This window comes from Kitasatospora acidiphila (assembly GCF_006636205.1).
Lineage (GTDB): Bacteria > Actinomycetota > Actinomycetes > Streptomycetales > Streptomycetaceae > Kitasatospora > Kitasatospora acidiphila.
This window is the reverse complement of the sequence record NZ_VIGB01000003.1, coordinates 3,973,240-3,986,464: the sequence shown is the minus strand read 5'-3', so window position 1 is coordinate 3,986,464 and position 13,225 is coordinate 3,973,240. Positions and strand designations below refer to the sequence as shown.

At 74.4% G+C, this 13,225-nt stretch carries 14 protein-coding genes; 3 read left to right on the top strand and 11 right to left on the bottom strand.

What is annotated here, in order from left to right; genetic code table 11:
- Window positions 1–16 precede the first annotated feature (16 nt).
- The 5 genes from E6W39_RS18615 to E6W39_RS18595 all read right to left on the bottom strand — a co-directional run bounded on the left by E6W39_RS18615 (window position 17) and on the right by E6W39_RS18595 (window position 6,333).
- Window positions 17–1,651 carry a DNA repair helicase XPB gene (locus E6W39_RS18615; RefSeq protein ID WP_141634477.1) on the bottom strand — a complete coding sequence of 545 codons (1,635 nt, stop codon included), beginning with the start codon at window positions 1,649–1,651 and terminating at the stop codon, window positions 17–19.
- A 92-nt stretch (window positions 1,652–1,743) separates the two neighbouring features.
- Window positions 1,744–2,343 carry an antibiotic biosynthesis monooxygenase gene (locus tag E6W39_RS18610; RefSeq protein ID WP_141634476.1) on the bottom strand — a complete coding sequence of 200 codons (600 nt, stop codon included), beginning with the start codon at window positions 2,341–2,343 and terminating at the stop codon, window positions 1,744–1,746.
- 168 nt (window positions 2,344–2,511) lie between these two features.
- Window positions 2,512–2,721, bottom strand: coding sequence for a GNAT family N-acetyltransferase (locus E6W39_RS41655; RefSeq protein WP_267286760.1), 210 nt, complete (start codon window positions 2,719–2,721; stop codon window positions 2,512–2,514).
- A 386-nt stretch (window positions 2,722–3,107) separates the two neighbouring features.
- Window positions 3,108–3,833: a peptidoglycan editing factor PgeF gene (gene pgeF / locus E6W39_RS18600; RefSeq protein WP_141634475.1), complete on the bottom strand. Its 726-nt coding sequence runs from the start codon at window positions 3,831–3,833 to the stop codon at window positions 3,108–3,110.
- Between the two features lie 10 nt (window positions 3,834–3,843).
- Complete coding sequence (locus tag E6W39_RS18595; RefSeq protein ID WP_141634474.1) at window positions 3,844–6,333, bottom strand: helicase-associated domain-containing protein; 2,490 nt, start codon at window positions 6,331–6,333, stop codon at window positions 3,844–3,846.
- 199 nt (window positions 6,334–6,532) lie between these two features.
- Between E6W39_RS18595 and E6W39_RS18590 the strand changes: the two genes are divergently transcribed.
- Window positions 6,533–7,312 (top strand): hypothetical protein, encoded by a 780-nt coding sequence (locus E6W39_RS18590; RefSeq protein WP_141634473.1) that lies wholly within the window; start codon window positions 6,533–6,535, stop codon window positions 7,310–7,312.
- A 47-nt stretch (window positions 7,313–7,359) separates the two neighbouring features.
- On the opposite strand, the gene E6W39_RS18585 is transcribed toward E6W39_RS18590, so the two are convergent.
- A complete protein-coding gene (locus E6W39_RS18585; protein WP_141634472.1) occupies window positions 7,360–8,244 on the bottom strand; it encodes a class I SAM-dependent methyltransferase in 885 nt (294 codons plus the stop codon).
- Between the two features lie 47 nt (window positions 8,245–8,291).
- Window positions 8,292–9,251: an ABC transporter substrate-binding protein gene (locus E6W39_RS18580; RefSeq protein ID WP_141634471.1), complete on the bottom strand. Its 960-nt coding sequence runs from the start codon at window positions 9,249–9,251 to the stop codon at window positions 8,292–8,294.
- Window positions 9,252–9,312: 61 nt separating this feature from the next.
- Here E6W39_RS18580 and E6W39_RS18575 point away from each other — a divergent pair, with 61 nt between their 5' ends.
- Entirely contained in the window at window positions 9,313–9,942 is a 630-nt protein-coding gene (locus tag E6W39_RS18575) for an HAD family hydrolase (RefSeq protein WP_141634470.1), read from the top strand.
- Here the strand turns inward: E6W39_RS18575 and E6W39_RS18570 are convergent.
- Window positions 9,909–10,208, bottom strand: coding sequence for a hypothetical protein (locus E6W39_RS18570; protein WP_407658399.1), 300 nt, complete (start codon window positions 10,206–10,208; stop codon window positions 9,909–9,911). The genes E6W39_RS18575 and E6W39_RS18570 overlap by 34 nt on opposite strands.
- Window positions 10,209–10,678: 470 nt before the next feature.
- Here E6W39_RS18570 and E6W39_RS43545 point away from each other — a divergent pair, with 470 nt between their 5' ends.
- Entirely contained in the window at window positions 10,679–11,062 is a 384-nt protein-coding gene (locus tag E6W39_RS43545) for a cold-shock protein (protein ID WP_101381764.1), read from the top strand.
- A 34-nt stretch (window positions 11,063–11,096) separates the two neighbouring features.
- Here E6W39_RS43545 and E6W39_RS18560 read toward each other — a convergent pair whose 3' ends face one another.
- From E6W39_RS18560 to E6W39_RS18550, 3 genes are read right to left on the bottom strand one after another with little or no spacing between them, the layout of a single operon-like run.
- Entirely contained in the window at window positions 11,097–11,945 is an 849-nt protein-coding gene (locus E6W39_RS18560; RefSeq protein WP_141634469.1) for a 1,4-dihydroxy-6-naphthoate synthase, read from the bottom strand.
- A gap of 18 nt (window positions 11,946–11,963) precedes the next feature.
- Window positions 11,964–12,587, bottom strand: coding sequence for a futalosine hydrolase (locus tag E6W39_RS18555; protein ID WP_141634468.1), 624 nt, complete (start codon window positions 12,585–12,587; stop codon window positions 11,964–11,966).
- 55 nt (window positions 12,588–12,642) lie between these two features.
- A complete protein-coding gene (locus tag E6W39_RS18550; protein WP_141634467.1) occupies window positions 12,643–13,212 on the bottom strand; it encodes a hypothetical protein in 570 nt (189 codons plus the stop codon).
- Window positions 13,213–13,225 lie beyond the last annotated feature (13 nt).

The following is a 13,225-nucleotide window of genomic DNA, read 5'->3' as shown; positions in this document are numbered from 1 at the left end:
CGTTCCCTGTTCCGCGCTAGATGTCGTCGGCGTCGACGATGCGGTACGCGTAGCCCTGCTCGGCCAGGAACCGCTGCCGGTGCGCGGCGAAGTCCTGGTCCACGGTGTCCCGGGCCACCACCGAGTAGAAGTGCGCGGCATGGCCGTCCGCCTTGGGACGCAGCACCCGGCCGAGCCGCTGCGCCTCCTCCTGGCGGGAACCGAAGGTGCCGGAGACCTGGATCGCCACCGTCGCCTCCGGCAGGTCGATCGAGAAGTTCGCCACCTTGGAGACCACCAGCACGCTGATCTCCTTGCTGCGGAACGCCTCGAACAGCTTCTCCCGCTGGGCGTTGCTGGTCTCGCCCTTGATCACCGGCGCCCCCAGCACCTCGCCCAGCTCGTCCAGCTGGTCGATGTACTGGCCGATGATCAGCGTCTGGTCGCCCTGGTGCTTCTTGACCAGCGCCTCCACCACCCGGCGCTTGGTCGCGGTGGTCGAGCAGAACCGGTAGCGCTCCTCCGGCTCGGCGGTGGCGTAGGCCAGCCGCTCGGAGTCGCTCAGGGTGACCCGGACCTCGCAGCAGTCGGCCGGCGCGATGTAGCCCTGCGCCTCGATCTCCTTCCACGGCGCGTCGAACCGCTTGGGACCGATCAGGCTGAACACGTCGCCCTCCCGGCCGTCCTCGCGGACCAGCGTCGCGGTCAGGCCGAGCCGGCGGCGGGCCTGCAGGTCGGCGGTGAACTTGAAGACCGGCGCGGGCAGCAGGTGCACCTCGTCGTAGACCACCAGGCCCCAGTTGCGGGCGTCGAACAGCTCCAGGTGCGAGTAGACGCCCTTCCGCTTGGTCGTCATCACCTGGTAGGTGGCGATGGTGACCGGGCGGATCTCCTTGCGGGTGCCGCTGTACTCGCCGATCTCCTCCTCGGTCAGCGAGGTGCGCTTCACCAGCTCGTGCTTCCACTGGCGGGCCGACACCGTGTTGGTCACCAGGATCAGCGTGGTCGACTTGGCCTCGGCCATCGCGGCGGCGCCGACCAGCGTCTTGCCGGCGCCGCAGGGCAGCACCACCACACCGCTGCCGCCGTGCCAGAAGCCCTCCACGGCATGCTTCTGGTACGGCCGCAGCTGCCAGCCGTCCTCCTCCAACTCGATCGGGTGCGCTTCGCCGTCCACGTAGCCCGCGTGGTCCTCGGCCGGCCAGCCCAGCTTGAGCAGCACCTGCTTGATCTGCCCGCGCTCCGAGGGATGCACCACCACGGTGTCCGGCTCCACCCGGGCCCCGACCAGCGGCGCGATCTTCCTGGACTTGAGCACCTCTTCGAGGACCGGCCGGTCGGTGGTGGTCAGCACCAGCCCGTGGGTGGGGTGCTTGAGCAGCTGCAGCCGCCCGTACCGCGCCATGGTGTCGGCCACGTCCACCAGCAGCGCATGCGGCACCGGGTACCGCGAGTACGTCACCAGCGCGTCCACCACCTGCTCCGCGTCATGCCCCGCAGCCCGCGCGTTCCACAGCCCCAGCGGCGTCACCCGGTACGTGTGCACGTGCTCGGGCGCCCGCTCCAGCTCCGCGAACGGCGCGATCGCCCGCCGGCAGTCGGCGGCCTTGGGGTGGTCGATTTCAAGGAGCAGGGTCTTGTCGCTCTGGACGATCAGTGGCCCGTCGTTCACGTTGAGCAGTCCTCCATACGGTCAGGCGCAGACCCTCCAGTGTGGCGCATCGCGGCGCAAACCCGGAGTGCTCGGTCGAACGGAGAGCCCGGCTACCGGTTGTCGGCGAAGACCACCTCGAACTCCTCCAGGCTCACCAGGCGGAACCCGCCGGCCCGGACGCCCTCGCCGCGGATGGCCGCCTGCGGCCCGCGCGAGCCCACCAGCGCCACCCGGTCCGCCCAGAGGGTGCCCACCATGGCCCGGCCGCGGGCACGGTCGACGAACACCGCCGACCCGATGTTCCCGGGGATCTCCTGGAACTTCGGCAGCGTCTGGTTGAACGTCCGGATCGCGTGGTCGACCTTGGCCGGGTCGAACTCCAGCCGGCCGATCCGGAGTCCGCTGCCGGCCGGCACATGGGCCCGCGCGACCGCCACCACCTCCCACACGTCGGTGGTGACGGTGGCTGCGAGCCCCTCCAGCAACTCCCTGCGGCGCTCCCCGAGTTGCTCGTTGCTGCTCCGCTCGGCCTCCTCGGTCTCCCACCAGCTGCCCATGGTGAGCTTCCCGAGCTCCCGGTCGGCAGACAGCCGGAATCCCCGGTAGCCCGGCTGGTCGGCCAGCAGCTTCGGGCTCTCGGTGGTGATCCTCTGGAGGGCCTGCTCCATCTTCGCGGGATCACCGGTGGCATAGGTCGTGCGTACGTACATGGCACTTCCCGTCGTCGCTTGCGGGTGTTCCTGAGTACGACGCTCCTCCGGGGCCGAGCGGGACACAAGGGCTACCGGGGCGTAGGGGTTCGGATCATTCCTACGATGCGCATCACGCTTGGGGCGGCGGTCCGACGATCACGTGGGGAAGACCCGCAGTGGTTGGGTTCAGGCGGGGTCGATCGCGGCCAGGAAGTCGTCGGCGGTGGCATCCATGAGCAGTTCGTCGCAGGGGCGGCCGCGCCAGTAGCCGGACTGGCGCAGGCGGCCGGCGGGTTCGAAGCCGGCCTTGCGGTAGGCGGTGAGGCCTGCGGCGTTCGGTTCCAGTGCCTTGAGCCAGACCATGCGCAGGGCCGCGTATTCGAATGCCCAGCGCAGGGTGAGGGAGGTGGCCTCGGTGGCCAGGCCCTTGCCCCGATGCTCGGGGCGATGAGGATCACGAACTCGGCGGTCCGCACGGCTGAGTCGATCTGCAAGGTGGTGAGGCCGACCGGGACGTGATCGTCATTGGTCACCACCTCGAACTGGGGGTAGTCGCGGTTGCGGCCCTGGCTCTCCCAGCCGCCGGCCCGCACTTCCCAGGACTGGGCGACCTGGGTGCCGTATCCCAGGATCGTGCCGGGGTCGTTCTCCCACCGGTGGGCATAGGTCGTGCGTACGTACATGGCACTTCCCTGTCGTCGGTTGCGGATGTTCCACCTACGACACTCCTCCGGGGGCGAGCGGCGGTACGAGGACTACCGGAACGTAGGGGCCGGTGCGGCTCAGAATTCCAGCCAGACGTACGCGGCGAAGCGGCCGGTGGGGTTGGCGCGGCGGTGGGAGAAGAGGTCGGGGTCCTCGATGGTGCAGCGGGGGTCGCGGCGGATGTCGGTGAGGCCGGCGCGGGTGAGCTGGGCGGCGATGCCGGCGGGGAGGTCCAGGGCGGGGGTGCCCTGGCGGGTGGTGGCGAAGGTCTCGGGGACGGCGGCGGCGGCCTCGTCGCGCATCGCGGCCGGGACCTCGTAGCAGTGGCCGCAGGCGGCGGGGCCGATCAGGGCGGTCATCCGGGCCGGGTCGGCGCCGGCCTCGGCCATCGCGGTGAGCAGGTTGACGGCGACACCGGCCAGGGTGCCGGCCCGGCCGGAGTGGGCGGCGCCGACCACCCGGGCGACCGGGTCGGCGAGCAGCACGGCGGCGCAGTCGGCGCCGAGCGAGGCCAGCGCCAGGCCCGCCTCGGTGGTCCAGATGCCGTCGACGGGCGGCGCGTCGGTGCCCCACGGGCGGTCCACCCGCTGCACGTCGGGGCTGTGCACCTGGCGCATCCAGACCACCCGGTCGGTGGCCAAGTCCAGCTGATCAGCGGTCAGTTGACGGTTCTTCAGGACATTCTGGTAGTCGTCGGCGGTGGCGCCGCCGAGGTTGCGGCTGCCGAACGGCTGCGGGCTGACCCCGCCGTGGCGGTCGGTGACGGCGTAGCGGATTCCGGGGGCGAGCTCCTGGACGATCATGCGAAGCACCCTAGCCGTCGGCCAGTTCGGCGACGCCGGTGATCCGGTGCAGCGCGAACGTCTGGATCTTCTCGGCGTGGTGGTCGAAGGCCGTGACGAAGCCGCCCTCCACCTTGACCGGGTCGATCACCCGCTGGGTGGCCAGGCCCTCGGCGTTGACGTAGCCGATCCACATCCGCTCGCCGAGCAGCACCGCGGTCTGCAGCGCGGCCAGGGTGTCGGCGGCCGCGGTGCGCGGGAGTTGGCGGGCGGCGGGGCCTGGCACGGTCTCCCGGCGCTGGGCGGTGGCCGCGTGGTCGCCGGCCCGGATCGCCTTGACGGCGGCGCCGAGCAGCACCTCGTCCGGGGCGGTGGGGCCGTCGGCGACCGGCACCGGCGGGGTGCGCGGCGGGGTGCGGTGGGCGTCCGGGCGGGTGATCACCAGGTCGCCCTCGGCGGACTCGGCGGCCGGTGCGTAGCCCATCGCGCGCAGCACCGAGAGCACGGTGTCGGGCGGCGCCTGGGCGGCCAGCACGGTCGGGGCGAGCAGCCGCAGCCGCAGCTCGGCGGCCCGGCGGTCGACCAGCACCTCGCCCAGCAGCGCCGGATCGTCGCAGCGCAGGTAGGCCGAGGCGGCGCCGACCCGGAGCACGCCGTGCCGGCGGGCCACGTCGTCGATCAGATAGGCGAGCGGCTGCGGGACGGCGGTGCGGGAGTGCCGCTCCAGGAAGCCGTGCAGTTCGGCGGCGGTGCGGCCGGCGTCCAGCGCCCGGCGCACCGAGCCGGGGGTGAACCGGTAGACGGTGGCGCCGCCCTTGGACTCGATGTCGGCGCACAGCGCCAGCGCCTGGGCCAGCGGGGTGAGCAGCGGCCCGGGGGCGATCGCGGTCAGGTCGGGCTGCAGGATCACCTGGTCCAGCGGCTCGGGCAGCAGCGGAGTCAGCACCGGCACCGGGTCGTCGCCCGCCAGCAGGGCGCGCCCGGCGGAGCTGAGCGCACCACGGCCGGTGACGCCGAGCAGTTCGGCCTCGGCCAGCGTGAACTCGGTGAGCCGGGTGCGCAGATCGCGCCCGTCCGGGCCGGTGGCGCCGCCGCGCAGCGGGCGGTGCCAGCGCTGGACGGGGAGCAGCGCCTCGGCGCCCGCCGTGCCGCCCGGCGGCAGGGTGGCGAGCAGGCTGAGCACGGCGCGGCGGGTGGTGGGGGCGAGCACCCGGTCCAGCTCGGGGCCGAGCGGCGGGCGGGCCTTGCCCTTGCCGTCGACGCTGCCGACCAGCCCGGCCACCCGGGTGGCGGCCAGCCAGCCGCCGACCAGCGCGGCCCAGCGCTCGGCGGTCGACTGCTGCAGCCACTGGTCGTAGGCCGGGGTGGGGGCCCACACCTCGCCGGCCTCGCCGTCGGGGGCCAACAGCCCGGCGCCGTAGGCGAGTTCCAGCCAGAAGGCGGTCTCCGGCTCGGTCCGGTCCAGGGTGGTGGCGGTGCGCTTGAGGTCGCGCACGCCCAGGCCGCCGGCCCGCAGCACCGGCGGCGGCTGCAGGCCCCACAGCTCCAGCAGCTCCTCGACGGTCTGCACGGCGGTGTGGGCCTGCCCGGCCGCCGCGTTGTCCACAGCCTGTGGATCCCGCTCGGCGGCCGACAGCAGCGGCGGCGGCCCGGGCTCGACCAGCCGGTGGCTGCGCCCGCCGCGCAGGTGCAGCGCCAGCTCGCGGGGGAGCACCACGGTGCCGGGGCCGGAGGGCAGCAGCAGGCCGCGGGCCAGCAGCCATTCGATCGGACTGCGGGCCTGCTCGGCGGTGACCGGCCGGGCCGCGTCCGGCACCGTGCCGGTGGGCGGGCCCCAGACCAGCTTCTCCAGCACCCCGAGGGCGGCCGGCGGCGCCTCGGCGAGCAGCGCGGCGCACCGCTTGCGGTCGGTGAGCAGCTCGGTGAGCGCGGCGACGGCGGTCACCGGGTCGGGGGTGCCCGGCAGCCCGGCGCCCTGCAGCAACTCCTGCAGGCGGGCCGGCGACATCCCCAGGGTGGCCTCGGACAGGGTCGGGCCGAGCCCGGTGCCGCCGGGCGCGGTGGCGGTCGGCGCGAGCGCCTCGCGCACCGCGATCACCAGGCGCAGGGCGTTGTCCGGGCCCCAGACCAGAGCCCGCTCGCGCAGGGCGGCCAGCGCGCCGGGCAGCGCGGCGAGCACCGCCGAGCGGTCCACCGGCTCGGCGCCCGGGTGCGGCTTGACGCCGCGGGCCGGGCCGGCCACCAGATCGCGCAGCACGGTGCCGGGGGTGCCGTCCGGGGCGGCGGCCAGGGCCTCGGCGACCTGCAGGGTGAAGGCGTCCAGGCGCTCCAGCGCGCGCAACGCGGAGGCCCGGCTGGAGAGCCGGGCGACCAGCTGGGTCAGGTCGGTGGGCACCGGGTTGAGCAGATCGGGGCGCAGCCGCAGCAGGGTGGCGAGCTCCTGGTCGGTGCCGGCGCGCAGCTCGTCGGCGAGGGTGCGGGCGCGGGACCGGCCCGGTCGTCCGTTCGGCTCGGTGGTCATCCGATCCAGAGTAGTCGCCGGTGCGGGGTGGCGGGGCGGGAGCACGAAGCAGGGCCGGATCCGACGGTCGGGGTGAGCGGGCGGCAGGAGCGGGTGACAGGAGGGGCGGCGAAACGGCGGGTAGGCCTCGCATGGTCGGCGGTCAGTCGGTAGCGTCAGCGGACGGCGGGGCCTGGAGCGTGGAACAGGGTGGCGGGCGATGGCGGGTGAGCAGTCGGGCGGCGGGCCCGTTGGCGAGGCCTCGGGTGCGGGGTCGTCGGGGTTGACCGGGGGGCTCTCCGGCGGCGAGTGGTGGCAGCCGGACGCCCCGGGGCAGCCGCTCGGCGGCACGGCGGAGGAGCCGGCCGACGACGGCGTCTACGTCGCCCGGCCCGAGGCGCCGGCGCGGCCGAGCGCCCCGCCGCCGTCCGGTGCGGGCCGGGCGTTCACGGCGGCGGACTTTCCGGGGTGGGACGCCGTCACCATCGACTTCCCCTTGGAGGACGAGCCCGAGGACGCCGACGGGACCGCCGAGGGCGCGAAGCAGCTGATCCCGGGTCAGCGGACCGGCGCGGCCGCCGAGCAGGCCGAGGCCGAGGACGGTGCCGACCAGGACCCGGGGCCGCCGTCCCCCGGAGCGCTCCCTCCTGGCCGGCCGCCGCCCGTCGCCGTTGCTGCTGCTGGCCGCCGCGGTGCTGGTCGGCGGGGCGGTGACCGGGCTGTTCCTGGTGCTGCTGATCGGCTGGGGTCTGGTCTACCTGTCCAAGGCGCTGCGGGACTTCACCAAGAAGTTCGCCGTCTTCGGCATCCCGCTGATCACCATGAGCACCTCGACGCTCTGGTACTGGGGCCGCACCCAGGGGAGCTGGGGCACACCGCTGGCCTCGGGCTCGCCGATGACGCACGCGGCCATGCTGGCGGCCCCGCCGTACTGCGGATCGCGGCTGTGGGCACCGCCCTGTTCGTCACGGCGATCACCATGCGGCGGCGCAAGGCATGACGCCCCGGGCGCCCGCCCCGCCGTGGCGCCCGTCCGCGCGGCGGCGCCTATTCGCGCAGCACCGTCGTGTAGCGCACCGCCGTCCGCCGTCGTAGGCCGCCGTCGGGGGCGGCCAGGCGGGACAGCTCGGCCAGTACGGCCTGGCGGGCCTCGTCCAGGCGTGCGGCCGGGATCGCCTCCAGGGCCGCCCGCCAGCCGCCGGCCCGCTGGGCCTGCCACCAGGCGTCGGCGCTCGGGTAGTGGGTCACCGCCTGGTGCTCATGGCTGCGGACGTCCGTGAAGCCGGCCCGGTGCAGCAGGTCGGCGGCCTCCTCGGGGCTGCGGCCCAGCGCGTTGTAGCGGGACGCCCTGCTCTGCCGCAGCCGGGCCATGCGCGGCGGCAGGAACGCGTTGAGCGCCGCGCCGGGCCGCTCCCACCCCGGTTCGTCCGCGCCGAACGCGGTGAAGCCGAACCGCCCGCCCGGCACCAGCACCCGGCGCAGCGAGCTCAGCGCCGCCACCGGGTCCGGCGTGAAGATCACCGCGAACGAGGAGAGCGCCGCCTCGAAGGAGCGGTCCGGGAAGCCCAGCGCCTCCGCGTCGTCCACCCGGACCCGGACGTTGCGCAGCCCCCGCCCGGCGGCCTGCGCGGCGGTCGCCCGCACCATGCCGTCGGCCAGGTCGACGCCGACCACGTAGCCGTCCGGCCCGACCTCGCCGAGCGCGGCGAACAGCACCGCGCCCCGCCCGCAGCCCACGTCCAGCACCCGGTCGCCGGTGCGCAGCCCGGCCAGCCGCGCCAGCCGGGCGCCGATCGGGTTGAAGAAGCCGCCGTTGGCCGCGTCGTACTCCTCGGCGGCGAGCGAGAAGCCGTGGGCCAGGGCCTGCTTGCGGCGGTGCGCCGCGACTGCCGGATCGGCGGGTGACTCGCCTCGGAACTGAGTGTCCGTCATATGGCCAATGGTGGTCCCGCTGTGGTGTTCGTCACAAGGGTCGGGCGTCAGGCGCCCAGCATCGTCTGCAGCTGACCGAGCACCAGGTTCGCGCCGGTGTAGCCGATCCCCTCGAACCAGAGCCGGTCGTCGACCCGGAACACCCGGTGCGCCTTGACCGCGCCGAGCGCCTGCCAGGCGTGGGAGCCGAGCACCGCGGCGGCCTGGGCGGCACCGCGGGCGCCGTGCGTCGCGTAGATCAGGAGGTCGCCGTCGGCCCCGGCGAGCTGGTCCGGGGCGACCTCGACGTCGAACCGGTCGACGTTCTGCGCGTCCGGCCGGCCGAGCGGCAGGTCGGCGAGCAGGGTGCCGAGGAAGTTCTGCCGGCCGTAGAGCCGGATCCGGCCGTCCTCGACGAACCGGACCACGCTGATCCGCCGCCCGCCCGCGCCGGCGGTGCCGATCGCCCGCCCGGTCTGGGCGAGCTGGGTGCGGTTCGCGGCGACCACCGCGTCCGCCGCGCTCTGGCGGCCCAGCGCCCGGGCGTGCAGCAGGAAGTTCTCCCGCCACGGGTAGCCGGTGGTGGCGCTGAGCACGGTGGGGGCGATGGCGCGCAGCGCGTCGTAGCGGGCGCCGTCCCGGGTCTGGTTGCCCAGGATCAGCTGCGGGCGCAGCTCGCGGATCCGGTCCAGGTCCGGGTCGCCCACGACGCCGACGGCGGCCGTCCTCGCCAGCCGGCCCGCGTCCCAGTAGCCGCCCGGGTCGGGGTCGGCCGCGACCCGGCAGGCGCCCGTCGGCGTGATCCCCAGGGTCATCGCGGAGTCCAGCTCGGCGGTGTCCAGCACCACCACCCGCAGCGGCTCGCCGGGAACCGCGACCGGGCCGGTGGCGGCGGTCACCGTGGTGCTGGGCTGCGGCGCCGGGATCTCCGGTAGCGGGGCCCGGCCGCCGGGCGACCGGTCGCAGCCGCCGAGCAGCGGCGCCAGGGCCGCCCCGAGCAGGCCGCGGCGGGAGAGGTGACGGTGCACCACGGCAGTATGTCCGGTTCGTCCACCGAAATCCGGTGGCACGCCCGCTTAGGGTTGGGGCATGTCTGCGTTCACCGTCGGTTTCGACCTCGACATGACCCTGCTGGACACCCGGCCGGGGATCGCCGCCACCCACCGGGTGCTCTCGGCCGAGACCGGCGTCTTCATCGACGCCGATCTGGTGGTCACCCGGCTCGGCCCGCCGCTCGCCGTGGAGCTGGCCCACTGGTTCCCGGCCGAGCAGGTCGAGGCGGCGGTCGACCGCTACCGGGAGCTCTACCGGGAGCACGCCTTCGCGTCCACCGTGCCGCTGCCCGGCGCGCTGGCGGCGGTCGAGGCGGTGCGCGGGGCGGGCGGCCGGGTCGCGGTCATCACCGGCAAGTACGAGCCGAACGCCAAGCTGCACCTGGAGCACGCCGGCATCGAACACGACGCGCTGGTCGGCGACCTGTGGGCGGAGACCAAGGGCGTGGCGCTGCGCGAGCTGGGCGCCCAGGTCTATGTCGGTGATCACCTGGGCGACATCGTCGGCGCCCGCTCCGGCGGCGCGCTGGCGGTCGGGGTGGCCACCGGCCCGTACGGCGTCGAGCAGCTGGCCGAGGCCGGCGCCGACGTGGTGCTGGCCGACCTGACCGAGTTCCCCGCCTGGCTGGCCGGCTACCGCGCGGCCGCGCCCGCGCCGGTGGACTGAGCGGCGGCCTGCTCGGCGGCGTCGGCCCGGCGCCGCTGAGCCCGGGCCGAGCCGAACAGGCCGACCAGTGCCAGCAGGAAGCCCAGCGGCATCAGCATGCTGGCGAAGTAGGCGGGGGTGGGCAGTGGGGTGAGGTGGAAGAACAGCGGAATGAAGGTCACCACCGTGGCCAGTGCCCCCACGATGAAGACCACCGCTCCGACCTTGACCAGGCGCTCGCCGGACTCCCGCACCGCTGACTCCTTCTCGGCCGATGCGCGCACCACCTCCGCCGATGTGCGCGACGCCCCCAGTCTCCCATGCGCGCTGCGGAAATCTCCCTGCCGTCGGGTTTACGAACGACTAAACTGACCGCCCGTCACCTGCGCGGATGCTCACGCCGTCACTGGCTGCGGTTCGCCGGGGACAGGGAGTTTCGAACTCCCTGTGGCGGGGGTATGCAGGTGTCGCACGGGGTCAACCCGATCCCGCATTCCAGTCAGGGGGTGTGCCATGACGACCGCCGAACGGCCGTCGCCCGGCCGTGCCGTGCCCTGGCCGGCCCGCCACGGCAGACTCCAGCGGAAACCCTGGGTCGTGTGCGAGTGAAACCCCTGACTGCCCGTCCGCCCAAGCGCTGACGGCCTGCCGCGCACCGGCCCCGCCGCCCACGCGGCCGACCCGGTCCGCCCCCACTTTCCCCCAAGGCCCCTGACGACGACGCCTAGGCGCCTTCACACACACGAGGACATTCGAGATGCCCACCGGCCAGGTCAAATGGTTCAACGAGACGAAGGGTTTCGGCTTCCTGTCGCGGGACGACGGTGAGGACGTCTTCGTCCACAGCAAGGCGCTGCCCGCCGGAGTGAGCAGCCTCAAGCCGGGGCAGCGGGTGGAGTTCGGCGTGGTCGCGGGGCACCGTGGCGAGCAGGCGATGGGGGTCACCTTGCTCGACGCACTGCCTTCGGTGGCCGCGGCCCAGCGCCGCAGCGCCGACGACATGGCACCGATCGTGCAGGACCTGATCACCATGCTGGACGCCGTCCTGCCGGGCCTGCAGCACGGCCGCTACCCGGCCAAGGCGACCGGCCAGAAGCTGGCCCAGGCGCTGCGCGCGGTCGCCGACCAGTTCGACATCTGACGGCCGGCAGCGCCGCGCCGGGCGCGCCCGCCTCCTACGGGAAGGCCAGCGCGTCCGGCGCCACCGCCGGCACCAGGCCCTGCGCCGCCGCCCGGTCGAGCAGTCCGCGCACCGCCGCGTAGCCGTCCTCGCCCAGCTCGGCGGTGAACTCGTTCACATAGAGCCCGATGTGCTGGTCCGCCACCTCGGGGTCCATCTCCTGGGCGTGCGCCATGACGTACTCCCGGGAGGCCGCCGGATCGTCCCAGGCGGCCCGCACCGAGGCGGAGATCGCGGCGGCCAGCTCGCGCAGCCGGGCCGCGCCCAGCGAGCGCTTGGCGATGATCGCGCCCAGCGGGATCGGCAGCCCCGTCGCCGCCTCCCAGGCCTCGCCCATGTCGGCCAGCTTGACCAGCCCGTAGTTCTGGTAGGTGAACCGCGCCTCGTGGATCACCAGCCCGGCGTCCACCCGGCCGTCCCGCACCGCCGGCATGATCTCGTGGAACGGCAGCACCACGATCTCGCCCAGCCCGCCCGGCACCGCCTCGGCGGCCCACAGCCGGAACAGCAGGTAGGCGGTGGACCGCTCGCTGGGCACCGCCACCGTCTTGCCGGTCAGGTCGCCCGCAGTCTCCGGCCTGGTCAGCACCAGCGGCCCGCAGCCGCGCCCCAGCGCGCCGCCGCAGGGCAGCAGCGCGTACTCGTCGAGCAGCCAGGGCAGCGCCGCGTAGCTGACCTTGAGCAGATCCAGCTCGCCGCGTTCGGCCAGGCCGTTGGTCACGTCGATGTCGGCGAACAGCACCTCGGGTGCCTCGGCGCCGGGCAGCAGGCCGTGCGTCCAGGCGTGGAACACGAAGGTGTCGTTGGGGCAGGGCGAGTACGCGATCCGCAGCGGCTCAGCCATGTCGGGCCTCCTCGAACGTCAGGTGAGCAGGGAGTCGTAGGGCAGGCGCGCGAAGGCCCGTTCCAGGGCGCCCAGCGCCTCGCCGATCCGCCAGGCGGCCCGGTCCCGGGGGCCGACGGCGTTGGAGACGGTGCGCAGTTCCAGGGCCGGCACGCCGTGCCGGGCGGCGGCCTCGGCCACCCCGAAGCCCTCCATCGCCTCGGCCACCGCGCCCGGGTGGCGGCGGGTCAGCTCGGCGGCCCGCTCGGCGCTGCCGGTGACGGTCGACACGGTGAGCACCGGCCCGGCGGTGGCGCCGAGCGCTTGCGCGACCCGCGCGACGGCGGTCGGCGGCGGGGTGTGCGCGACGGTGCCGAAACCGAGGGCGGCCACGTCCTGGAAGCCGTCCGGGGTCTGCGCGCCCAGGTCGGCCGCGACGATCCGGTCCGCGACCACGGTGGCGCCGATCGGCGCGGCGGGCGCGAAACCGCCCGCGATACCGGCGGACACCACCAGCGGGTGCGGCCCGGCGGCCAGCGCGAAGGCGGTGGTCGCGGCGGCGGCGGCCGGGCCGACCCCGGCGGTCACCACCGTCACCCGGCCGGCGGGCGCGCCGCGCAGCACCGCCTCGGCCTCGGCGTCCACCGCGACGACGACGAGCAGCCGACCCCGGCTCGAAGGCCCGGGGTCGGCTGCTCGTCAGCGTGGTGCGGCAGGGTCACTGGCCCTGCGGGGCGTCCTGCGGCTGCGCGGAGCCGACCGGGGCCGCGTTGTTCTTCAGGTTGACGAACCAGACGGCGATGTAGTTCGGCTTGCCCGAGCTCGCGGTCTTGGGGTCGTACTCGACGACGGTCAGGGTGGTGTCCCGCACCTGGGTCAGCACGTTGGTCGCCGGGACCAGCCCCGAGAAGGTGTTGTCCTTCTGGTAGCGCGCGAGCGCGACGTTGCCCTGGCCGCCACCGTTGGTGTAGGCGCTCCAGCCGTTCTTGGCGCTGTCCACGTCGATGCCGACGCCGATCCGGTCGACGCTCGTGATGCTCAGCGACTTGAACTTGGTCGGGTCGTTGGAGAGCGCCGCGCAGGCCGTGTTGGTGGCGTCGTCGAACGGCTTGCCACCGTTGTAGCAGGACGGCTCGAAGCGGGTGGAGTCGCGGCCGATGGTGACGGTCGCCTGGGTGGACAGCGGCTCGGTCTGGCCGGAGGCGTACGCGATGGACCCGCCGAGCGTGCCGGCGCCGATCACGACCACGGCGCCGAGGGCGGCGATGACACGGGTGTCGAGGCTCATGGACGAAGGCTAT

Bases quoted from the DNA above. Each gene is read 5' to 3' on its own strand.
- E6W39_RS18610 (WP_141634476.1), bottom strand. From the start codon at position 2,343: ATGTACGTACGCACGACCTATGCCACCGGTGATCCCGCGAAGATGGAG.
- pgeF (WP_141634475.1), bottom strand. From the start codon at position 3,833: ATGATCGTCCAGGAGCTCGCCCCCGGAATCCGCTACGCCGTCACCGAC.
- E6W39_RS18595 (WP_141634474.1), bottom strand. From the start codon at position 6,333: ATGACCACCGAGCCGAACGGACGACCGGGCCGGTCCCGCGCCCGCACC.
- E6W39_RS18590 (WP_141634473.1), top strand. From the start codon at position 6,533: ATGGCGGGTGAGCAGTCGGGCGGCGGGCCCGTTGGCGAGGCCTCGGGT.
- E6W39_RS18585 (WP_141634472.1), bottom strand. From the start codon at position 8,244: ATGACGGACACTCAGTTCCGAGGCGAGTCACCCGCCGATCCGGCAGTC.
- E6W39_RS18575 (WP_141634470.1), top strand. From the start codon at position 9,313: ATGTCTGCGTTCACCGTCGGTTTCGACCTCGACATGACCCTGCTGGAC.
- E6W39_RS43545 (WP_101381764.1), top strand. From the start codon at position 10,679: ATGCCCACCGGCCAGGTCAAATGGTTCAACGAGACGAAGGGTTTCGGC.
- E6W39_RS18560 (WP_141634469.1), bottom strand. From the start codon at position 11,945: ATGGCTGAGCCGCTGCGGATCGCGTACTCGCCCTGCCCCAACGACACC.
- E6W39_RS18550 (WP_141634467.1), bottom strand. From the start codon at position 13,212: ATGAGCCTCGACACCCGTGTCATCGCCGCCCTCGGCGCCGTGGTCGTG.